This is a genomic window from Veillonella parvula (genome assembly GCF_047241225.1).
In the GTDB taxonomy this organism is placed as follows: domain Bacteria; phylum Bacillota; class Negativicutes; order Veillonellales; family Veillonellaceae; genus Veillonella; species Veillonella parvula_O.
In genome coordinates this window covers 411,420-433,775 of sequence record NZ_JBKTIE010000001.1, presented here as the reverse complement: position 1 = coordinate 433,775, position 22,356 = coordinate 411,420, and the positions used below count along the sequence as shown (strand labels likewise).

The 22,356-nt window shown below is 37.3% G+C and carries 17 protein-coding genes; all 17 read right to left on the bottom strand.

Translation table 11 applies throughout. The features are described from left to right. Positions 1–127 precede the first annotated feature (127 nt). Complete coding sequence (gene recO, locus ACLRYO_RS02025) at positions 128–832, bottom strand: DNA repair protein RecO (protein WP_008713997.1); 705 nt, start codon at positions 830–832, stop codon at positions 128–130. Continuing rightward, positions 819–2,150 carry a hemolysin family protein gene (locus tag ACLRYO_RS02020; protein WP_004695947.1) on the bottom strand — a complete coding sequence of 444 codons (1,332 nt, stop codon included), beginning with the start codon at positions 2,148–2,150 and terminating at the stop codon, positions 819–821. The genes recO and ACLRYO_RS02020 overlap by 14 nt, the downstream gene beginning before the upstream one ends. A 54-nt stretch (positions 2,151–2,204) precedes the next feature. Further along, on the bottom strand, positions 2,205–3,104 hold the full coding sequence (gene era / locus ACLRYO_RS02015; protein WP_004695950.1) for a GTPase Era: 900 nt from the start codon (positions 3,102–3,104) through the stop codon (positions 2,205–2,207). After that, positions 3,097–3,573 carry an rRNA maturation RNase YbeY gene (gene ybeY, locus ACLRYO_RS02010; protein ID WP_008714003.1) on the bottom strand — a complete coding sequence of 159 codons (477 nt, stop codon included), beginning with the start codon at positions 3,571–3,573 and terminating at the stop codon, positions 3,097–3,099. Before ybeY ends, era begins: the two co-directional genes overlap by 8 nt. 2 nt (positions 3,574–3,575) lie before the next feature. Next, complete coding sequence (locus ACLRYO_RS02005; RefSeq protein ID WP_120054817.1) at positions 3,576–4,589, bottom strand: PhoH family protein; 1,014 nt, start codon at positions 4,587–4,589, stop codon at positions 3,576–3,578. Positions 4,590–4,597: 8 nt separating this feature from the next. Continuing rightward, positions 4,598–5,563 carry a TIGR01212 family radical SAM protein gene (locus ACLRYO_RS02000; RefSeq protein WP_187002445.1) on the bottom strand — a complete coding sequence of 322 codons (966 nt, stop codon included), beginning with the start codon at positions 5,561–5,563 and terminating at the stop codon, positions 4,598–4,600. A 108-nt stretch (positions 5,564–5,671) separates the two neighbouring features. Next, positions 5,672–7,510: a B12-binding domain-containing radical SAM protein gene (locus tag ACLRYO_RS01995; RefSeq protein ID WP_012864421.1), complete on the bottom strand. Its 1,839-nt coding sequence runs from the start codon at positions 7,508–7,510 to the stop codon at positions 5,672–5,674. A gap of 63 nt (positions 7,511–7,573) precedes the next feature. Further along, a complete protein-coding gene (locus ACLRYO_RS01990) occupies positions 7,574–7,990 on the bottom strand; it encodes a hypothetical protein (protein ID WP_012864422.1) in 417 nt (138 codons plus the stop codon). 166 nt (positions 7,991–8,156) lie between these two features. Beyond that, complete coding sequence (gatB, locus tag ACLRYO_RS01985) at positions 8,157–9,605, bottom strand: Asp-tRNA(Asn)/Glu-tRNA(Gln) amidotransferase subunit GatB (RefSeq protein ID WP_101928315.1); 1,449 nt, start codon at positions 9,603–9,605, stop codon at positions 8,157–8,159. After that, the gene (gene gatA, locus ACLRYO_RS01980) at positions 9,602–11,062 is read right to left on the bottom strand and encodes an Asp-tRNA(Asn)/Glu-tRNA(Gln) amidotransferase subunit GatA (RefSeq protein WP_278618107.1); all 1,461 of its coding nucleotides are present in this window, start codon (positions 11,060–11,062) and stop codon (positions 9,602–9,604) included. The genes gatB and gatA overlap by 4 nt, the downstream gene beginning before the upstream one ends. Positions 11,063–11,073: 11 nt before the next feature. Further along, positions 11,074–11,364, bottom strand: a complete 291-nt coding sequence (gene gatC, locus ACLRYO_RS01975) for an Asp-tRNA(Asn)/Glu-tRNA(Gln) amidotransferase subunit GatC (RefSeq protein ID WP_004695967.1) — start codon at positions 11,362–11,364, stop codon at positions 11,074–11,076. 75 nt (positions 11,365–11,439) lie between these two features. After that, positions 11,440–13,443: an NAD-dependent DNA ligase LigA gene (gene ligA / locus ACLRYO_RS01970; RefSeq protein ID WP_278618108.1), complete on the bottom strand. Its 2,004-nt coding sequence runs from the start codon at positions 13,441–13,443 to the stop codon at positions 11,440–11,442. A gap of 91 nt (positions 13,444–13,534) precedes the next feature. Beyond that, positions 13,535–15,724, bottom strand: coding sequence for a DNA helicase PcrA (gene pcrA, locus ACLRYO_RS01965; RefSeq protein ID WP_004695971.1), 2,190 nt, complete (start codon positions 15,722–15,724; stop codon positions 13,535–13,537). 219 nt (positions 15,725–15,943) lie between these two features. Next, positions 15,944–16,885 (bottom strand): manganese-dependent inorganic pyrophosphatase, encoded by a 942-nt coding sequence (locus ACLRYO_RS01960; protein ID WP_278618109.1) that lies wholly within the window; start codon positions 16,883–16,885, stop codon positions 15,944–15,946. A 157-nt stretch (positions 16,886–17,042) separates the two neighbouring features. Further along, entirely contained in the window at positions 17,043–20,225 is a 3,183-nt protein-coding gene (locus ACLRYO_RS01955; RefSeq protein ID WP_278618111.1) for an efflux RND transporter permease subunit, read from the bottom strand. Positions 20,226–20,239: 14 nt separating this feature from the next. Beyond that, entirely contained in the window at positions 20,240–21,367 is a 1,128-nt protein-coding gene (locus ACLRYO_RS01950) for an efflux RND transporter periplasmic adaptor subunit (RefSeq protein WP_227065293.1), read from the bottom strand. 245 nt (positions 21,368–21,612) lie between these two features. Then, the gene (locus ACLRYO_RS01945) at positions 21,613–22,230 is read right to left on the bottom strand and encodes a Type 1 glutamine amidotransferase-like domain-containing protein (protein ID WP_008714022.1); all 618 of its coding nucleotides are present in this window, start codon (positions 22,228–22,230) and stop codon (positions 21,613–21,615) included. Positions 22,231–22,356: the final 126 nt, after the last annotated feature.

Here is a 22,356-nt window from a genome sequence, read left to right as displayed (position 1 = left end):
TATATTATAAATAATTGTTATTAAAAGTGTCAACTACAGATGTACATATGTCTATTAGTATTATATTTTTTCATATGTAACCATAAATATAGAAAAAGCACCAATACTATGATTGATGCTTTTCACATTAAATTATAGAGTTTAAAAACTTAACGCTTTGTAATGGCTTACCTATTTCTTGCTCACAATAAGAGAATAAAAGCTTCTCAAATTCCTTCCATATTGTTTTCGGAAGTTCTAAAGGCGTATCTTCACCCCACTGGTAAGCGAGAATCTGAGGTAATGCGGCTTTCACAGAACGAGAAATACTAAGATTCGTCGTTTCTCGTACCTGCAACCAAAATGGATCGATTCCATCTTGCTGTGTAAAAGCATTAGCACTTGGCACAATTCCTGCGAGGGATAATAATTGCCATCCAAGCATAATCGTTCCCAATTGTACATTGCGACGACGAATTTGCTTTGAGTAATTTACTACCGTATCAAAGACCTTACGGTCTACGTCATACATGGCAAATAACTCTTGAATGAGCTCACTCGCTACCGCTGCATAAGCAATATTATCGAGGTTTACATCTAAGGATTCCACCACATAGGATCCATCAATTTGCGTCACATTTACATACTCCCCATCAGGCACGACTGTAATATACATAGCACTGAATGGACGTAAATAGGAACTGTTACGCATGGTCATCATACGCTTATGTGGAATCGATGCTTTAATAAGTCCCAAGCTAGGCGTAATAAATGTAAATACGGAATACAACTTATACTTTTTTCGACTAATAACGATGGCTGGCGTATTAAAACCACCATTAAGCTTCTTCATTTTCTTCTTCCGTTGGTTCCTCTACTGGTATAGGTGTTACTTTAATGCGAGAGATACGATATCCTTGCATTTGCGTAACTTCAAAGGTATAACCATGAGCATCCACCGTATCACCTACGATTGGTGTACGTTCTAATAAACCAAAGACATAGCCACCAATTGTATCAGAATCAGAATTATCAATTTCAATATTCATAATCTCTTCTACTTCGTCTACAAGGACCTTGCCATCAAACTCGAAGGAACCATCTGCATAGGACATCGTAGCTGGTAAATGCGGCTCATGCTCGTCTTGGATATCTCCAACCAACTCTTCTATAATATCTTCTAAGCCTACAAGACCTACCATGCCACCATATTCATCTACTACTACAGCTAGATAAATACGGCGCGTTCTCATATATTGCAACAAGGTAGATAATTTCATTACCTCTGGAACAGTAAGAATATCTCGTTTAATATTGCGCAAATCCTTACGGGCTTGATTAGGGCGTTCCATTAAATCTTTAATATGAACGAGGCCAATAATGTGATCCTTATCCTCTACACAGAGTGGATAACGTGTATGTACTTTAGAGCGGATAACCTTCATAGCTTCATCGTAACCATCTTCTACGAATACGCAGTCTACGTCTTGACGAGGCACCATAACCTCTTTCGCCATGCGATCTACAAAGTTAAAGACATTATCGATTAACTCAGACTCTACTTGGTCCAATTGCCCTTCCTCGTGGCTTCGAGAAATCATCATGCGAATTTCTTCCTCTGAGTACACAAGGTCAAGCTCTGTTAAATATTTTGTTTTGTAAAAGCCTAAAATAACATTGGAGATTTTACTAGCAATCCAAATAAATGGATACACCAATTTACCTGCAGCCACTACGATACGGCTATAGGTATTTACATATTTTGTAGGGAAGGATAAGCCCAATGCTTTAGGTACAATTTCACCGAAAATTAGGACAATTAAGCTAATTAATAGTAATAGAATAATATCTAACACTAAATGCATCCAAGTACTATGAATGTTAAGAACCGCCACTATACGATCAACAATATTATCGAATACAAAAGTACCTGTGCCTGCAAGGGCCAAAATAAAGAATAGAATCAAAAACTGTGTAGTATTTAAAAAATACTCAGGATTTTGATAAAGCTTTAATAAAAATTCTCTATCCTTCTCCAAGAGGATGTCCATATCCTCTACATGTTCTTTACGAAGGCGTGCAAAAGAGAACTTTGCAACCACAAAAAAGTTAATTAAAAAAATACATAACAGACCAAACCCTATGGGTAACAGGCCATCTACACTATCCATCTTTATTCCTTTCATATGAATATGGAAACACTTATTTCTTTTTATTATATCAAATTATTTTCTATAACCAAGTTCAGATAACATACCAGATTTATTTCGCCAATCTTTTTTTACTTTAACCCAAAGGTCCAAGTACACCTTTGTAGCTAATAGCTTTTGAATGTCTGCGCGCGCTTCAGCGCCAAGTTGTTTTAACAAAGCACCTTTTTTACCGATGATAATACCCTTTTGCGAGTCTCTTTCACAGTAGATTGTAGCGCGGATATAGGTAGTACCATCATCACGTGTTTTCATTTCATCTACGTCTACAGCGATAGCATGAGGAATCTCATCTCGTGTAGCTAACAAGATTTTTTCACGAACGATATCGGAAATAATAAGGCGTTCCGGTTGATCCGTAATCATATCTTCTGGGAAATATTGCGGACCTTCCGGCAATGTTTCTTCTAGAACCTTAAGAATTTCAGATAAGTTTTCTTTATCTTTTGCAGAAATAGGAATTACACCTGCAAAAGGATATGCATCTTGATAAGAAACGATTGCTTCTAAAAGTTCTTCTTTTTTGAGTGTATCAATTTTGTTGACTACCAAAAATACAGGAACCTTTACACGTTTCAATTGTTCAATAATAAAATTATCCCCAGGACCACGTTTTTCATTGCCTGCTACGACAAATAAAACGGCTTCCGTTTCTTTTAAGGACTCAATAGCAGCATCTACCATGAATTCGCCTAACTTGTGCTTAGGTTTATGCACACCAGGTGTATCCATAAATACGATTTGTTTGGATTCATCCGTATATACACAAATGATACGGTTACGCGTTGTTTGAGCCTTATCGGATACGATAGCAATCTTATCGCCAATAAGAGCGTTGATTAAGGTAGATTTACCCACATTAGGGCGGCCTACAACGGCAACAAAGCCTGATTTAAAATGTTCGTTCTTATTCATTATATGGTGCATCCTCCCGCACATAACCCAAATTACCTAGGATAAATTCTTCCTCTGTGCGCATCTCTTTTTTATCTTCGTCGTTCATATGGTCATAACCTAAAATATGTAAGCAACTGTGAGTCGTTAAATATGCTAATTCCCGTTCAAAACTATGTCCATATTCAATAGCTTGTTCACGAGTACGCTCTAAGGAAATAATCATATCACCAAGTAAGTGATGTTCCTCTTCACTACCTTCGTAATCATCCCCTTCATTGAGGGCAAAGGACAATACATCCGTTGGTCTATCGATGCCTCGATATTCCTTATTAAGCTCATGAATTTTAGCATTATTGCAGAGTAAAATACTCATTTCATCTTCATCGAGGCCATATACGCGACTCACTTCATCGCAGACCTTGCGTATAACAGCCTCAATATTGGAATCCTCTTGAATTCCTTCATCATAGCTAATGTGTATATACATGCTTATCCTTTCGCTACATTCTCTTTGGATACTGCGTTAGATTCTGTAGTCTCACCAGCTAACTTACGTTCGTGATATGCATCGTAAGCTTTTACAATGCGACCTACTAAATCGTGACGAACAACGTCTTGATCGCTAAAGTAAACCATATTAATACCATGCACATGACGCAATACCTTTTCAGCCTCGCCGAGGCCAGACACAACACGTGGAGGTAAGTCAATTTGTGTCTTATCACCGTTGACTACCATTTTAGAGTTGTTACCTAGACGAGTTAGGAACATTTTCATCTGCTCTGCCGTCGTATTTTGAGCCTCATCGAGAATGACGAAGGCATTTTCCAATGTGCGGCCACGCATATACGCTAGTGGTGCTACCTCGATAGTACCACGTTCCATAAAGCGTTGTACTTGCTCGATACCAAACATTTCATGTAATGCATCATAAAGAGGTCTTAAATAAGGATCAACCTTGTCTTGTAATTCACCAGGTAGGAAGCCTAACCGTTCACCTGCCTCTACAGCAGGGCGTGTCAAAATAATTTTATCTACATTTCGGTTTTTTAAATAGAATGCAGCTAAAGCTACTGCTAGGAATGTTTTACCTGTACCAGCAGGACCAATACCAAAAGTAATGGTATTTTTTCGAATACTATCTACATAGTATTTTTGACCTTCCGTTTTAGGCGTAATATTTTTACCGCGCATATTAACGGATAAAGTATCCTCAAACATAGTATGTACGGCATCAGCTTTACCATTAGCCACGAGTTTAGCCGCAATACGCACTTGAGACTCAGTTATGGTACTACCTTCACGGTAAAGGAATACTAATTCTTCAAGGGTACGATAGAGAGCTTCTACTTGGTCCTCATCACCCTTAATAACTACCGTATCACCACGTGCCACTACATCTGCAGAAATGACCTCAAGCATCATATGCAGATATCGATTATGTTGACCTAGTATGGATTGTGCTAGGTCATATGTAGGAAATGTAAATACTTGTTCGCTCATACAACCTCCTAATCTATAAATTTACGAACTGCTTTACCATTTAGGTAATCACAGAGATCACCTTGATGAGCATCTAGTTCGTCTAGTTTATCATCAATTAAATCTTGTACGCGCCACCAACCCATGGACCAGTTTGTAAAAAGCGTATTATCTTCAGGCGCTCTACCTACAAGACGCTGTAAAACAATGTCAGGGTGTAAATGACGTACAAAATTAACAACCCGATCAGCATATTCTTCCGCACTAATTAGGGTAAACTGCCCCTCTTGATACCACTTGGCCATCAATGTATTTTTAACAATATATAACGCATGTAATTTAACTTGATCTACACCAAGGGCTGACAAAATGCGAGCCCCTTCAATAGTATCCTTCATGGTATCCCATGGTAAATTAACTATCATATGAGTAGTTATGTTAAATCCATATCGCTTAATCCGTAATACGGCATCAATAAACTGGGCTAAATCATGACCACGATTAATTTTCTCTAATGTATCATAGTTAACCGTTTGAAGACCTAGCTCAATATAGATATCCTTATGAAAGCGATCCCCAATATCAGCTAATATTTCAAGATATTCATCAGCAATACAATCGGGTCTTGTTGCAATAGCAATGCCCACGGCTTCATCGATACAACCTTGTTCAATATAGCTTTTAAAATCATCAAGATTCAAGTAGGTATTACTAAAGTTTTGGTAATAAGGGATGAACTTCTTTGCTTTATATTTAGGGCCTATGTGAGCAATATTTTCCTCTAATTGCATGCGTACCGTCATCCACGCTGGACGATTTTCATAGCCTGCACCAATTTCACCGCAGAATGTACATCCCCCTACGCCTGCCGAACCATCACGGTTAGGACAGGTCAAGGGTAGTGCTACAGGTAATTTATAAACCTTTTCCCCATATGTTTCTTTATAATATTTAGATACCATGCGGTATCGTTTTGGTCTCGTTGTATCGGTCATAACACTCCTATTAAACTAACCAATCATCGCTTATTATGTAATATTTCAACTATCATAAATTCTCTAATCTTTTGATTATATAAAATTAGATAAACTATTTTTATATTACTAACAAGCCTCTATTTCAGGACGTATAAAAGGTTTTACCTCTTTATTTACGTCGATTACAACTGTAAAAGGTACATTTGGTACATTCTCTATACCTAACACTTTAGCCGTGTCCTTAGACATAGGCATTTCTACATATTGTTGGCGAATTTTGCGCCACTCTTTAAATGTATAGTTTGGAATATATTGAGATGCAATTTCTTCATTGCGCCAGAATGCTTCCCCTTCTTGTAAAAGTTCCTTTGTCTGCTTCGGTAAACCAACAGCTTCACTGCGAACCTTACCGCGATAGCTAACGAGTGTATCATATTGTAATAATTCGGCAGCCACTGTATCGCCTTTAGCTAAGAAGAAATTATACAAGAACTCAATTTGGTCAATATCTTTTAAATTAATCTTATGATTACCCGCATCGAGCCAAGCCTGTGTCATATCACAGAAATAGGAAAAGGCATCTTTTTTTATCTCCACTTTAGATGGATCGTACTTTTTCATAGGTGGTACATGATTAGTTTCTGTATTTTCCCCAGTTATAGATGTATCAGTATGTTCTTTTATAAGCTTACTACCAATATAGCCAAACACAGTTCTAAATCGTTCACTATTATAAAAGCGTTCAAAGACATCTTCAAAGTGTTTTAAGAAGCGTATATCTCTATAAGGAAGCACGTGAGTACTTAATACCTCATATGGCGCTAAGGGATCACTAATGTATTGATACTCTTCCATACGGCGTACACCAGAACCCTTTAACAGTTTTAAAAAACCAATTTGTAACGCATGTGGCTGTAAACTAAAAAGATCATTAAAGGATAATCCAAATCGTTGTTTATTCTCGTAAGGCAGGCCTACAATTAAATCCATGTGCACATGAGTTCGGCCTGCTTCAATAATAGGACGAATAGCCTTTTGAATATACGGCCAATCATTATATCGATTAATAGCATCCAAGGTTTTCTTATGTGTACTTTGAACCCCTACCTCAATTTGAATACGGCCTGGTGGTGTTTCACAGAGAATATTTGTCTCCCATTTCGTCATTAGCTCTGGTTCCATTTCTAGATGGAAATTCGTCTCCGTATCAGCATCACGCATGAATTCCATCATAGGTCGATGATGATGTGGCGCACAGTTAAAAGTTCTATCAACAAATTTAACTTGTTTTACCTTATGATCGATAAACCACTGTAGTTCTTTAAAAGTTCTTTCCTGCGGGAAAAAGCGAACTGTATTTTTATTGCCAGATAAACAGTACTGACAAGAGAATGGGCACCCTCGAGAGGATTCATAGTAGATGATTTTATGTTCTAAATCTATCATATCCTCTTCTACGTAAGGGAATGGTATGGTACTAAGATCTTTTACCTCCACCGTATCAGTAGAGCCCAGGAGTCGGCCAGAAATGTGGCGACCACGTACGCCAGGAATCTGCTCTTCTAAGCCATCCTTGCCAGCGATTAGTGCACTAATAAGTTGATAAAAAGCTTCTTCCCCCTCACCTTGTACGACATAGTCCACCGCAGCACAACGATTTAAGATTTCATCGGCTGTGAAAGACACCTCCGGCCCACCTAAAATAATTTTAATATCTGGTCGCACAGCTTTCACCATGTCTACTACATGTAAAGTCATCTCGATATTCCAGATATAGCAAGCAAAGCCCAATACATCAATATTGCGCTCTGTAATATCACTAAGAATATGTAAAACAGGCATATTAATAGTATATTCTACTATATCGTATGCCTGTCCGTGAGCCTGCCCATAAGCTTTGAGATAACGCAAAGCCAGAGAAGAATGTATAAATTTTGAATTTAATGTGGATAAAACTACGTTCATAGGTCCCCTTTAAATCATCGAATGGCTCAGCCACCGTCTAGTCATAATATATGTATTATACCATTAAAAGAGACTAAAGATAATAGAAATAATAGCACCCACTAAAATAACAACAGTTACTACCGTAAGAATGACACTACCAAAGAATACGACAGCTGCCAAAATAATCGCTAAAACAATAAACAAGACAATTCGACTAAGCCAGCTTGTACTAGTAAAGCTATACACCTTAACTTTCGGTTCATATTGATTGTTTTCATCGTAATATTGTTGCTCGTCATTGATATTGGTTGGCGTTGAATCTACATGGACGGAATCGCCTACCTCTTCAATAGTTACACCATCAAATTCTCGTCTCTCATCATCGGATAATACGCGTGTATTAGGTTCACCAGAATAAGTACTGCGACTATAAGTATCATCTGATTGACCATTTCTATATGTATATTGATTATTGTTTATATTGTGTTGATCATTCATATGTATTTCCTTTATATGAACAAATAATAATAAATTTTATACAATTTATTATACCATATTTTACCATCATAATGGCAAATAGAAATCCCTTCAGATATAAACTCATATATCTGAAGGGATTGTATTTTTTAATATTGATTAATGCTAATATATATTAACACTCATATCAGTCATTTAAGAATTTTTTAAGTAATTCATTTACCATTCCAGGATTAGCTCGGCCTTTGGATTCCTTCATAACTTGACCAACTAAGAAGCCTATAGCCTTACCATTACCACTCTTGAAGTCTGCTACTGGTTGTGGATTATTAGCAATAACTTGCTTAACAATTTCTTCAATAGCACCAGTATCTGTGATTTGAACTAGACCTTCCTCTTTTACAATAGTATCAGCATCCTTGCCGGATTCCCACATGGATACGATAACTTTTTTCGCAATTTTACCCGAAATTGTACCTTTGTCGATTAGGGCAATCATACCAGCCAAGTTTTCAGGACTTACCTTGGATTCAGCAAATGTTAAACCGCTTTCATTAATCATCTTGGACAAGTCACCAAGCATCCAGTTAGCAACAGTCTTAGGATCTGCACCTGCTTTTACAGTAGCATCTAAGAAGTCCGCTGTTTTACGGGATACAGTAAGAATAGTTGCATCTTCACGAGACAAGCCATATTCAGATACAAAACGTTCAATCTTAGCATCTTGTAATTCTGGCAGTGCACGACGTACTTCTTCGATTTTTTCATCTGTAATTACGATTGGTACCAAATCTGGTTCTGGGAAGTAACGGTAATCGTTTTCTTCGTCTTTTTTACGCATACCAAGAGTGATACCTTGTGCATCATCCCAAGTACGTGTTTCTTGATCTACAGTACCGCCAGCTTCGATTAACTTAGCTTGGCGCAATGCTTCATATTCAACAACTTTTTGGATTGCAGTTAAAGAATTAACATTTTTAGTTTCTGTACGTGTACCAAATTCTGTAGTGCCACGTAAACGTACGGATACGTTACAGTCACCACGCAAAGAACCCTCTTCCATACGACCGTCAGATACTTCTAAATATTGCAAAATAGAACGTAATTTTTCAACGTATGCTCTCGCTTCTGCACCGGAACGAATATCTGGTTCAGATACGATTTCAAGAAGAGGTACACCCGTACGATTGTAGTCAACATTAGAAGATTTAGAGTCGGAAATAGTGTTGCCACTATGGACGAGTTTACCTGCATCCTCTTCCATATGAATACGGGTAATACCGATGCGTTTAGTTTCACCATTAACCTCAATATCTAAATGACCATTTAAGCAAATTGGCAAATCATATTGAGATGTTTGATAGTTTTTAGGCAAATCAGGATAATAGTAGTTTTTACGGTCAAATTTGTTAAAGTTAAGGATTTCACAATTCAATGCTAAACCTACTTTAATAGCAAATTCTACTACTTGTTTATTTAACACAGGCATTGCACCAGGTAAGCCAAGGCACACTGGGCATACATGTGTATTTTGATCACCGCCAAATTCAGTGGTACAACCACAGAAGATTTTAGACTTAGTCTTAAGCTCTGTATGAACCTCTAAACCAACGACTGTTTCGTATTTACTACTCATAGAGAAACCTCCCCAGTTGGTGCTACTAATTGACAGTCTGGACGTGCTTGTTCAAATGTGAAAGCGGCACGTAACAATGTTTCTTCACCCATAGCAGGTCCAAGCAATTGTAAGCCGATTGGCAAATTACTGTTACTCATACCTGCTGGAATGCTAATGCCTGGAATACCTGCAAGGTTTGCTGGTACCGTACAGATATCTTCTAAATACATTGCCAATGGGTCATTTGCTTTTTCACCAAATTTATAAGACGTATTAGGTGCCGTTGGTGTTAAAATCAAATCCACTTTGGAGAATGCTTCATCAAATTCATTTTTAATGAGGCGGCGGACTTTTAATGCTTTCAAATAGTAAGCATCATAGTAACCAGCACTCAATACATAAGTACCTAACAAGATACGGCGTTGTACCTCAGGGCCAAAACCTTCTGTACGAGTTTTAGTAGACATGTCTACTAGATTATCTGCAGGTACGCGCATACCATAGCTTACGCCGTCATAACGAGCCAAATTGGAGCTTGCCTCTGCCAATGCGATGATATAGTATGCAGACAACGCATATTTAGAGTTAGGCAAGGAAATCTCAATGATTTCAGCACCTAATTTTTTATATGTTTCGATAGCCTCTTCCATAGCTTTGCGAACTTCACTATTGAGACCTTCACCAAAGAATTCTTTTGGCACACCAATTTTAAGATTTTTTACATCATTTACAAGAGCTGTAGTGTAATCCACACGAGCACCTGGAATCGATGTAGAATCCTTTGCATCGTAACCAGAAATAGCATTCAATACCAATGCAGCATCCGTTACATCCCGTGTAACAGGTCCGATTTGATCTAAAGAAGATGCAAAAGCAATAAGGCCGTAACGGGATACATTACCATAGGTTGGTTTTAAACCTACTACGCCACAGAAAGAGGCTGGTTGACGAATGGAGCCACCTGTATCAGAACCGAGAGCCCAAATTGCAGAACCACTAGAAACAGCAGCTGCACTACCACCAGAAGAACCACCCGGTACACAGTCAATATTCCATGGATTAGTCGTTTTTGCTAATGCAGAATTCTCTGTAGAACCGCCCATAGCAAATTCATCCATATTAAGTTTACCAAGGCTAATATAATGATTGTCTTGTAAGCGCTCGATAACAGACGCATTATATGGAGGCACAAAGTTTTCTAACATTTTAGACGCACAAGTTGCGGGTTCGTCTTTGATACAAATATTATCTTTAATTGCACCAGGAATACCAGCTAGTGGAGAAATCGCTTCACCTTTAGCAATTGCTTCGTCTACAACCTTAGCTATAGTTAAAGCACGGTCATGAGAATCTGACAAGTACGCATGCACAGTCGGTTCCACTTTAGCTTTATGAGCAATAACAGCATTCGTCAATTCAACGGCACTGATTTCTTTATTCACAAGTTTTTTATGTAATTCATGAATTGTCGGCACAGCAAAATCTCCTATTCTTGTACAACACGAGGCACTTTAAAGTACCCATCTTCTGCTTCTGGAGCATTGGATAAAGCTAACTCATGATCAAGGGATGGTTTCTTTTCATCCTCTCTAAATACATTGTGTAAAGGTACAGCATGAGCCATTGGTTCAACACCATCTAGTTCTAATGCATCTAGTTCAGCAACATAGGTCAAGATGTCGGACAACTCTTTTTCTACATGTGCCATATGTTCTTCTTTAACTTCCAAACGTGAAAGCAAGGCGATTTTTTTTATTTCCTCTTGGCTGATTTTCATCGGAACACATCCTTTCATAATTACTTATTATAAAGCAAATAGTATATATTTTCAAAACATTGTAAGACTATATATTTATTGGATTTCACCGAGTTCTTTTAATAGTTCTACGAACTCTTCTTCGTTTATCACACGAATACCCAATTCATTTGCTTTAGTGAGTTTACTACCACTATCTTCTCCAGCTACGACGAGTGTTGTCTTCTTTGAAACAGAACCAGTAACCTTGGCTCCATGAGCTTCAAGGATTTTACCGGCTTCACTGCGCCCCATAACCTCAAGCTTACCTGTGAGAACGACGATTTCGCCTTCCATTTGATTGCCTGCAGCTTCTACTACATCTACGGTCATCTTAAGACCAGCTTGAGTTAAGCCTTCAATAATTTCCTTATGTGCTGGATCTTGACGATATTCAACGATGCTATCTGCCATTGTGGGCCCGATTTCTTCAACTGCTACTAGTTCATCCTTCGTAATAGTCATGAACCGATCTATAGATTGCACCACATTAGCAATTGTAGTTGCAGCCTTTGAGCCGATTAAACGAATTCCCAATCCATATAATACACGGTCTAAACCACGTGATTTAGAGTCATCAATAGCTTTCACCAAATTTTCTGCAGATTTTTTACCCATACGGTCCATCGTAACAAGTTGGTCTACAGTTAAATGATATAAATCAACAACATTTGTAATTAACTTGTTGTTGATCAAATTTTCTACGATACTAGGACCAAGGCCATCGATATTCATAGCGTCACGAGAGGCAAAGTGGATAATTTGTTCCTTTTCAATAGCTGGACAATGTTTATTCGTACATCGAACTGCCGCTTCTCCTTCACGACGAACTACAGGAGATTCGCATACAGGACATGTATTAGGAATTGTAAAAGGAATTTCGGAGCCATTTCGCTTTTCAGGAACAACACGGATAACCTCCGGAATGATTTCCGCCGCCTTGTGAATAATAACGTGGTCACCAATACGAATATCCTTTTCATCGATAAAATCTTGGTTGTGTAATGTAACTCGGCTTACATTCGTACCAGATACAAATACGGATTCCAGCTCACCAGTAGGAGTTAGAACCCCTGTGCGACCTACATTAATGGTAATATCTTTAAGGATTGTTTCCACTTCTTCAGGTGGATACTTGTACGCAGTGGCCCATTTAGGATCCTTTGCAGTGCTACCAAGAACCTCTTGATCATCAAAGCTATTTACCTTAATAACCATTCCATCTGTATCATATGGAAGTTCATGCCGTTTATCACCCCAATAATCAATGGCTTCAATTACTTCATCAATTGTTTTACATACACGATAATGAGGATTTACAGAAAACTTAAAGTTCTCTAAACTCTTAAGCAATTCCTCTTGGCTATGAATATTGGCTCCCACTTCAGAACCTATAGCATATGCGAAAAATGCAAGATTCCGGTTAGCAGTAATAGCTGGGTCTTGTTGTCGTAAGGAACCTGCTGCAGCATTGCGAGGATTTACGAAGGTCGGGAGACCTTCTTCATCACGTTCTTCATTAATACGTTTAAATTCACTATGAGGCATATACGCTTCACCACGAACTTCGATAAACTCAGGCGCATTATCTAAAAATAATGGAATAGATTTAATGGTACGTACATTAGCTGTTACATCTTCACCAATGCGACCATCACCACGCGTAACAGCACGGACAAACATACCATTTTCATAGTGTAAATTAACTGCTAAGCCATCGATTTTTAGTTCTACAACATACGAAGATGGCTTATGGCCAAGTTCCTTTTCTACACGATTTCCAAAAGCTCGTACTTCATCAGCATTAAATACATTGCTAAGGCTTAACATAGGACGTCCATGAACGACCTTTTCAAAGGAGCCTTCCACCTTCATACCGACCCGTTGTGTTGGAGAAGATGGCACAATATATTCAGGATGAGCAGTTTCTAAATCCACAAGCTCACGATATTTTTTATCATATTCAAAGTCGCTCATAGTAGGAGCATCTTTTACGTAGTATAAATACTGCGCATGAGTAAGCTCCTGTTGCAACTCTTTAATTCTATCTTTCGGATTCATTTTATACCCTTTTATACCCTTTTATACACAAATATATTTAGTTATATGATTGTATGTGTTTTCTATTTAAATATAAACGTAATTAGACGAATCATCCCTTTTTAACAGGCGCAAATTTTGCCATTACGACACGTACACCTTGTGTAGGGAACTCGATAGTCAATTTCATACCCGCCCCTTCACCAGTTACGTTGATTACTTTACCATTACCCCATTTACTATGAATAGCCGTATCGCCCACCTTCCAGTCGGCAATTACTTCATTACGAACAATTGGCTTTGTCACAGGGCGGCTAGTAACACTCATATGTTGGGGTACATGACGTTTAATATCGTCAGGCACTTTACGCTTAGCACGTAAGCCATCTACTAATTCTTCGGGAATTTCATCGATAAATCGAGATGGTAAATAACTACTAGTACGGCCAAATACGGTTCTAGTAGTGGCATTAGAAATATATAATTCCTTTTCAGCACGCGTAATACCTACATAAGCAAGACGACGTTCCTCTTCAATTTCTTCAGGGTTCATCAAGGTACGACTATGAGGGAATAAACCTTCTTCCAACCCACATAAGAATACGATAGGAAATTCCAAACCCTTTGCAGCATGTAATGTCATCAATGTCACTTTAGCCTCTTCTTGTTCGAAGGAGTCTACATCGTTAACAAGTGCTACTTGCTCTAAAAAGTCCTCTACAGTACCAGATGGATTTGTATCTTGGAAGTCTTTTGCCACAGATAAAAGCTCACCAATATTCTCAGCACGAGCTTGATCTTGTGGGTCTGTACTCTCTTCTAATTGTGCCAAATAACCTGTTCTATCTAGAATAGACTCTAAGATATCGAGTACAGTTTTATCTTCCATTTCAGAAACAAGAGTAAAGATGAGAATACCGAATTCTTCTAACTTTTCTTTAGTTTTTCCCTTGATAGAATCAATTAAGTGTAACTGCGTAAGCGTCATAAACAAAGACGTTCCTTTTTCACGAGCATAGTCTTGTAGTTTAGCAACTGTAGTGGCCCCAATACTCCGTTTTGGCACATTAATGATGCGCAATAAGCTCAAATCATCAAAGGGATTGTATAATACGCGTAAATAAGCTAAAACGTCTTTGATTTCTTTACGATCATAGAACTTTGTGCCCCCTACCATCGTATAGGGTAAGGCCCGCTTAATAAGTGCTTCTTCAAGGACACGAGACTGGGCGTTTGTACGATATAAAATGGCCATATCCCCATATGGAACATCGTGAATATCATGTTTTTTAGCGATTGTGTCACCGATAAAAGCTGCTTCCTCATGTTCGGATTGAGCCGTAAAATGCTGAATTTTTGCGCCTTCTATTTTATCGGTCCAAAGATTTTTCTCTGGGCGACCTTCATTATTATCGATAACAGCATTGGCTGCATCGAGAATAATCTTAGTAGAACGATAGTTTTGCTCTAATTTAATAGATGTACAATTAGGATAGTCCTTTTCAAAATCTAAGATATTTTGAATATCAGCGCCACGCCAAGCATAAATACTTTGATCAGCATCACCCACGACGGCGATATTCTTCCAATGTGAAGCTAATAATTTCGCCAATAAATATTGTGCATGGTTTGTATCTTGATACTCGTCAATCATGACATAACGGAAACGATGACTATATTTATCAAGAACAGTTGCATTAGACTGTAATAATTTAACGGCTACTAATAATAGATCATCAAAATCTAATGCATTATTCTTGCGCAACTCCCGCTCATAATACTCATAAACATCAGCTACCTTTTGTTGGTAAAAGTCTCGTGCTTGTTTTCTAAAATCAGAAGCAAAAAGTAATTTATTCTTAGCATCTGATATGGCAGCAATCATAGCCCCTACAGGATAGTATTTATCATCCAAATTTAACGCTTTCAATGCGGCCTTAATAACAGCTTGAGAGTCAGATGTGTCATAGATAGTAAAATTGCTGTTATACCCTAAGAAACTATCTATTTCAAAACGTAAAAACTTAGCACAAAAGCTGTGGAATGTACTGAGCCAAATACGATTTGCCACATCGCCTACAAGACCTTCTACACGGCTTTTCATTTCTTTCGCCGCTTTATTGGTGAAAGTAATGGCCAAGATTTCATAAGGATTAACACCTTGTGCCAATAAATGTGCAATACGAACTGTTAAGACCTTTGTTTTACCAGATCCAGCACCAGCTAAAATCAATAAAGGGCCTTCCGTATGCTGGACTGCTTGTTGTTGTTCTTTATTTAAACCTGTTAATAATGAATTCATCGAAACACACCTATTGCCCTTACTTATGCAATACAAACTCCAAATATACATAAATGATCTTTATAAATCTGTGAAATAAGTATGTATAGTTAAAAGCTAAATTATTATATGCAAATAAACACATTTATAATAGCAATTAACATATTCATGCAATATACTTGAAGCCCTATAAATAGAGAAGAAGAACGTTGCGAGCAACGTTCTTTTTTAGTTTGTATACTATTTCATAGCACCAAGAATTGGTGGTACAATTTGTTTTTTACGAGACATAGTATTAGGTAAGAATACACCATTATCTTTTATTTCTTTTTCAAATGCTTTAGTAACTACAGCTTCTACATCGCCACTAAACAACAATGTTGTACTCTCATCGAGAATATTTGTAATCATGATGTAAGATGCATCGTAGTTATTGGCACTGCGAAGAGCCTCTAAAGCTTGTACAAGTTCGCCTTGTTTAGCCAACACATCTGTAGTATCCATAACGGAAATTTGTCCAATGGAAATAGTTTTACCTGCTTCGGAGAACTCTTTCATATCTGTACGAACGATATCATCATTAGTCAAATCAGAAATGTCGGCACCAGCTTTTAACATATCAAGACCATAAGACTCAATATCTACACCAGCAATTTCGGCTAATTTATGAGCCATTGCTTTATCTGTTTCTGTGCACGTTGGAGAACGAAATAATACAGTATCAGAAATAATGGCAGATAACATCAACCCTGCAATTGCTTTAGGAATCTCTTGGTTATTTTCCATATATAATTTAGTAATGATGGTATTGGAGCAACCTACTGGTTCTAAACGCATGAATACAGGACCATCAGTTTCAAAATCACCGATACGATGATGATCTACAACGCCACACATGTTCATAGATTTGTAACCATCAATGATCTGTTTAGATTCATTATGGTCAGTTAAATACAAATTGCCACCTTCTGGAGCAAACTCCTCCCAGTTCTTAACGATTTGAGGGTGTTCAAAACCAAAATGGTTCAAGATATATGTTGTTTCTTTATTAGCTTCACCTGCACATACTGGAGTTGCTGGTGTGCCCATTTGTGTTAATAAATTAGCAAAGGAAATAGCAGAACAAATAGAATCTGTATCAGGGCTTTTATGACCTGCTACATATGTTTTTACATCACTCATAATATACCTCTTTAATGTTTAGTTTCATACTTTATATTGACTTACGTCAATTCGATTTTTAACTATATTATTATATCATAAATCATACAAAAAAACACGCCACTACTTAGTAATAACGTGTTTTTTATCTATCTATATTAAGTACTAATACAGAAAGTTATTCATGATTTTTCTTGCGATTTGTCAACAAACCAGGACCAAGTTTTTCAATGATGATAAACAACATTGGGATGATAAAGATACCAAACAATGTAGCTGTTGTCATCCCTGCTACTACAGTAATACCCATAGAAGTACGTGCACCAGAACCAGCACCACTAGATACTGCCAATGGTAATACACCAAGGATAAATGCAAAGGATGTCATCAAAATTGGACGCAAACGAATTTTTGCAGCTTCGATAGCAGCATCAACAACATTCATACCACGCTCGTCAACGCGAATCTTAGCATACTCGATAATCAAAATCGCATTTTTCGCAGCCAAGCCAACCAAGGTTAAGAGACCGATCTGCATATAAATATCATTTGCTAAGAAATATCTGCCTGTAAAGTTCAATAAGAATGGTACTAAAGAAGCACCAATCATACCAGATGGTACGGAGAACAATACGGCAAATGGAACCTTCCAAGACTCATATAAGGCAGCCAAGATTAAGAATACAAAGACAAGCCCTAAACCTAGAATCAACATAGTTTGAGAACCGGCTTTTAACTCTTCACGAGATTGCCCTGCCCAATCATATGTATAACCAGCAGGTAATGTTTTAGCGGCGGCCTCTTTTAATGCATTGATAGCATCACCAGAGGAATATCCTCTAGCTTGAGAACCACCAATTTGTACGGCCATCGCATTATCAAAGCGAGTAATGCTAGATGGTGTACCCGTTTGTTCCTTTGTAATATAGTTAGAAACAGGTACCATTTGGCCATTACTATTTCTAACAGCTAACATATTAAGCTGATCTGCATTTTGACGATATGCGTCTTCCGCTTGGACTACAACCTTATAGTTTTTACCATAAGTAGTAAAGTCGTTAACTTGAATACTACCGTAGAACCCTTGCAAAGTGGTAAAGATATCAGCTAATGCTACACCATCTTGAGCCGCTTTTTCACGATTTACATCAAATTGTAATGTCGGCGTAGATGTATCAAAAGTAGTATAAATGGATTGAATTGCTGGGCTCTTACGAGCTTCCGCAATAAATTCATTAGTACGATCAGCCATAACTTGTGGACTATCGCCAGCTTTATTGATGATGTACATACTAAAACCACCAGTTTTACCCAAACCAGGAATGGATGGTGGATTCATAGCAATTACAGTTGCTTCTGGTACACCTTGAGCGGCAAAACCAAAGGTTTGACCAACCATTGCATTAATAGAAGTTGCAGCAGTAGTACGATATTTCCAGTCAGACATAGTAGCAAAAATTACACCAGCACTAGACTTTTGACCACCACCTAAAAGGTCAAAACCAGCGACAGTAAATACTTCTTGGAATAATTGTTCATCCTTAGGTTTTTCAGGATCATTTTTTTCTTCCAAGAAAGATGCAATTTTTTCAAGTGTAGCCATAGTCCGTTCAGATGTAGCACCAGGTGGCTCATTAATAGCAATCATGTAGTAACCACTATCTTCAGCTGGTACGAAAGAAGTTGGTAAGAAGTGGAATACTAAGGCTGTACCACCTGCAAATACTAGCAATGTAATAACAATTAAACTTAAACGATGGCTTAAACGCGCTAATTGGATGCCATACCAATTACTGAATCGTTCTAAAGCAACATTAAACTTATTTAATTGGCGATGTAACCAATCTTCACGATTTTTAGATATATGTGGTTTCAACATGGTAGCACATAATGCTGGTGTCAACACAAGTGCAATAATAGCTGAAATTACAACGGAAACAGCAATCGTTAATGCGAACTGTTTGTAAAGGATGCCTGTCATACCACCCATGAAAGCAACTGGTACAAATACAGCAGTCAATACAAAGGCAATACCAATTACTGGTCCTTGCACATTTTCCATTGCTTTAATAGCCGCCTCTTTTGGAGGTAAACCATTATATTTTAACTCATATTCAACAGCCTCTACCACTACGATAGCATCATCAACAACAAGGCCGATAGCCAAAACCATGGCAAAAAGCGTCAAAGTGTTAATAGAGAAATCTAATAAAACAAAAGCACCAAATGTGCCAAGCAAAGATACTGGCACAGCAATCATAGGAATGATTGTGGATCGCCAAGATTGTAAGAAGACATATACTACAACTAAAACAAGGAGCAATGCCTCTACAAATGTATGCTCAACCTCATTAATAGATGCACTTACGAATTTAGTATTATCTACAACTACGTTATATTGCATATCTGGTGGGAAGGATTTAGATTGCTCATCTAGAACCTTCTTAACATTAGCAATTGTTTCTAATGCATTAGCATCATTTTGTAGGGAAATAGCAAAACCGGCAACCTCTTTATGAGCAGATTTTGCGATGAAGTCATACCCTTCAGCCCCAATTTGAATACGGGAGACATCTTTTAGATGTAATACCTTACCATTAGTGCTTTTAATAGCAATATTGCCAAATTGTTCAGGTGTTACGAGACGTCCATCAATTTTGATAGGATATTGAAAGGCTTGTTCACCATTTGTAGGGTTTTTCCCTACTGTACCTGCTGCGGCTTGTAAGTTTTGACCTTTTATAGCCGCCGTAACTTCAGAGATAGTAACACCAAGTTTTTGCATCTTCGCAGGATCCAACCAAATGCGCATAGAATAATCAGAGCCGAACTCCTGTACAGAACCAACACCCTTAATGGATTTGATTGTATCCATCATATAATTGGTACCATAGTTCTTTAAGAATGTTGCATCATATGTGCCATTTGGTGAACTCAAAGAGAATATAAGTGCCATATCACCAGAAGATTTAGTAGTTGTAACACCTACAGCCTGTACCTCTGAAGGCAATTGTGCAAGTGCTGCTTGAACACGGTTTTGCGTATTAACCGCATCCATATCAGCATCTGTACCTTGATTGAACTGAACAGTCAACGAATAGCTACCGTTACTGGAACTATTAGATGTCATATAGTCCATATCTTGTACGCCTACAATCTGCGTTTCAATAACACTGGCTACTGTATCATTAACAACTTGAGCAGTTGCACCAGTATAAGCAGTATTAACTTGAACTGTAGGTGGAGAAATTTGTGGATATCGAGCTACCGGAAGGTTCATCATAGAGATAAGCCCTACCAACGTGATAACAATGGCTATTACGATGGCAAAGATAGGTCGATTAATAAAGAATTTCGACACGATCTATCCTCCTTTTATTTTGTAGCTTTCAACTGTTCTTTAGTTAGTAGTTTGCCATTTACTTTTACGCCATTTTTCACCTTAGTTAAGCCGTCAACGATGATTGTATCACCAGCAGCCAAACCAGATTTAATGATCGTTTCATTACCTTTAGTACCACCAATCTCTACTGTCTTTTGTTCTACTACACCAGCTGCATTTACAACATAAACAAAGTTTTTGTCCATGATTTGTAAAATTGCACGACTTGGTACAAGGATTGCATTTTTAAGCTTTTCACCAGGAGAAACAACAGTAGCATACATATTAGGTAATAATAAATGATTAGGATTTGGGAAGGACGCTTTCAATACAAGCTTACCCGTAGATTGATCTAAACTCTTAGCCGCTTGCACGATAGAACCAAGTTCATTATATGTTTCGCCATCAGCAAGTTTTAATTGAATATTTGGACCATTAGAATCATCCGTTGTAGGATTCTTCATAAAATCAAGATATTCTTGCTCAGTCATACTAAACTCAACGAAGATTGGATCAATAGAATCGATTGTAACCAATGTAGTAGAGCCAGCCTGAACATAAGTGCCTGTATCTACGTCATCCATGCGTAATGTACCAGAATATGGTGCATATACCATGGTATCCCCCATATTATCTTGAGCAATTTTCACGGATGCTTCATACGCTTCATAAGTAGCCTTAGCTTGCTCTGTAGCACTACGTTGCGTATCTACACGTTGTTGAGCAATCGCATCTTGTGATGCCAAAGTTTCATAACGTTGAAGATCTACTTCAGCATTTTTCAAGTTTGCATTAGCTTGAGCGGCTTGTGCTTCTGCATTAGCAAGACTCGCTTCATATTGACGAGAATCAATTCGATATAATGGTTGTCCCGCTACTACTTGTTCCCCACCTTTTACAAACTTCTCAACAATATAACCACTTACACGAGCATGTACAGCTACAGAGTTCTCCGCAACTACAGTGCCAGCAAATGTTTGATCAACTTGTGTATCACTTGCTGTAAGTTTATATGTATTAACATTAATCTCACCAGCTTGCTGTTGATTGTTGCCACACCCTGCAATCATCACAGCAGACATTACGAGAGCTGCTAACATACGGGAATAACGATACTTCATTATCTGTACTCCTTTTCAGAAACGAATCATTCATGTCACATAATTTCATAAATATCTTTATATATTTTACAGGATTCTATAGATAAAGTCAATTTTTCCGATACCCCTCTACCTTTGTAGAACATAGATAAAATCTGATTAAACCCACATATATTGTATACAACAAAAATGTTAAAAACTATTGACATTTTATATTCAATATGAACTTAAATAGTTTTAGAATTATAAAACTATATATTACTAGTTTACTTTTTTTCAGTTAATACCGTATAACCATGATCCTCAACTAAGATTACTTCATTATTGTTTATCGGCACTAATGGTATCTTATTTTGATAAGTATCTAATGTTTTCTGAGCAGTCTCTTCAAATGGATACTCTCCTAAATGAGGCACAACATAATGATTAAATACATTTACACCCATATAATCATCTAATTCAGATGCTATACTTTTATCATCCATTATCTGATTATATTCAATATTTTCAGACATAATAATTGCGCCAGCAGATTCACCAATATATAATAAGCCTTCTTTGATTCTTTCATAAAGTAGGCCTATAAGATTTTTCTTTTTCAGCTCTTGTAATAGATAAAATGTGTTACCACCAGATATACAGATACATTCAGTCTTTGAAAGTTTATTCTTTAAATAATCTTCATCATATTTAGAAATATCAATAATTTCCAATTCATATCCTAAAGACTTTAACATCTCAACACCTTCATCAATATATCCAGTATATGGTTCAACATTTCCAGCAGTAGGAATAAAAACTATTTTATTCGAAATCATTTTTGAAAGATACTTTTTTGTTATATTTTTTGTTCCTGCTAAATATGACATAAGTAAAATTTCCATGCTTTATCACCTCAAAGACTCTTTATTTAAATTAATTTGAAAATTTTATTATTAATATACAAAAAACCGCCTAAGAATCTACCTAGATGGTTTTAAAACCACTTAATCTGCTTTCCTTTATCTATT

Excerpts from the sequence above, each read along its gene's own strand:
- recO (WP_008713997.1), bottom strand. The coding sequence starts at position 832 with ATGAAGAAGCTTAATGGTGGTTTTAATACGCCAGCCATCGTTATTAGT.
- ACLRYO_RS02020 (WP_004695947.1), bottom strand. The coding sequence starts at position 2,150 with ATGGATAGTGTAGATGGCCTGTTACCCATAGGGTTTGGTCTGTTATGT.
- era (WP_004695950.1), bottom strand. The coding sequence starts at position 3,104 with ATGAATAAGAACGAACATTTTAAATCAGGCTTTGTTGCCGTTGTAGGC.
- ybeY (WP_008714003.1), bottom strand. The coding sequence starts at position 3,573 with ATGTATATACACATTAGCTATGATGAAGGAATTCAAGAGGATTCCAAT.
- ACLRYO_RS02005 (WP_120054817.1), bottom strand. The coding sequence starts at position 4,589 with ATGAGCGAACAAGTATTTACATTTCCTACATATGACCTAGCACAATCC.
- ACLRYO_RS02000 (WP_187002445.1), bottom strand. The coding sequence starts at position 5,563 with ATGACCGATACAACGAGACCAAAACGATACCGCATGGTATCTAAATAT.
- ACLRYO_RS01995 (WP_012864421.1), bottom strand. The coding sequence starts at position 7,510 with ATGAACGTAGTTTTATCCACATTAAATTCAAAATTTATACATTCTTCT.
- ACLRYO_RS01990 (WP_012864422.1), bottom strand. The coding sequence starts at position 7,990 with ATGAATGATCAACACAATATAAACAATAATCAATATACATATAGAAAT.
- gatB (WP_101928315.1), bottom strand. The coding sequence starts at position 9,605 with ATGAGTAGTAAATACGAAACAGTCGTTGGTTTAGAGGTTCATACAGAG.
- gatC (WP_004695967.1), bottom strand. The coding sequence starts at position 11,364 with ATGAAAATCAGCCAAGAGGAAATAAAAAAAATCGCCTTGCTTTCACGT.
- ligA (WP_278618108.1), bottom strand. The coding sequence starts at position 13,443 with ATGAATCCGAAAGATAGAATTAAAGAGTTGCAACAGGAGCTTACTCAT.
- pcrA (WP_004695971.1), bottom strand. The coding sequence starts at position 15,724 with ATGAATTCATTATTAACAGGTTTAAATAAAGAACAACAACAAGCAGTC.
- ACLRYO_RS01960 (WP_278618109.1), bottom strand. The coding sequence starts at position 16,885 with ATGAGTGATGTAAAAACATATGTAGCAGGTCATAAAAGCCCTGATACA.
- ACLRYO_RS01950 (WP_227065293.1), bottom strand. The coding sequence starts at position 21,367 with ATGAAGTATCGTTATTCCCGTATGTTAGCAGCTCTCGTAATGTCTGCT.
- ACLRYO_RS01945 (WP_008714022.1), bottom strand. The coding sequence starts at position 22,230 with ATGGAAATTTTACTTATGTCATATTTAGCAGGAACAAAAAATATAACA.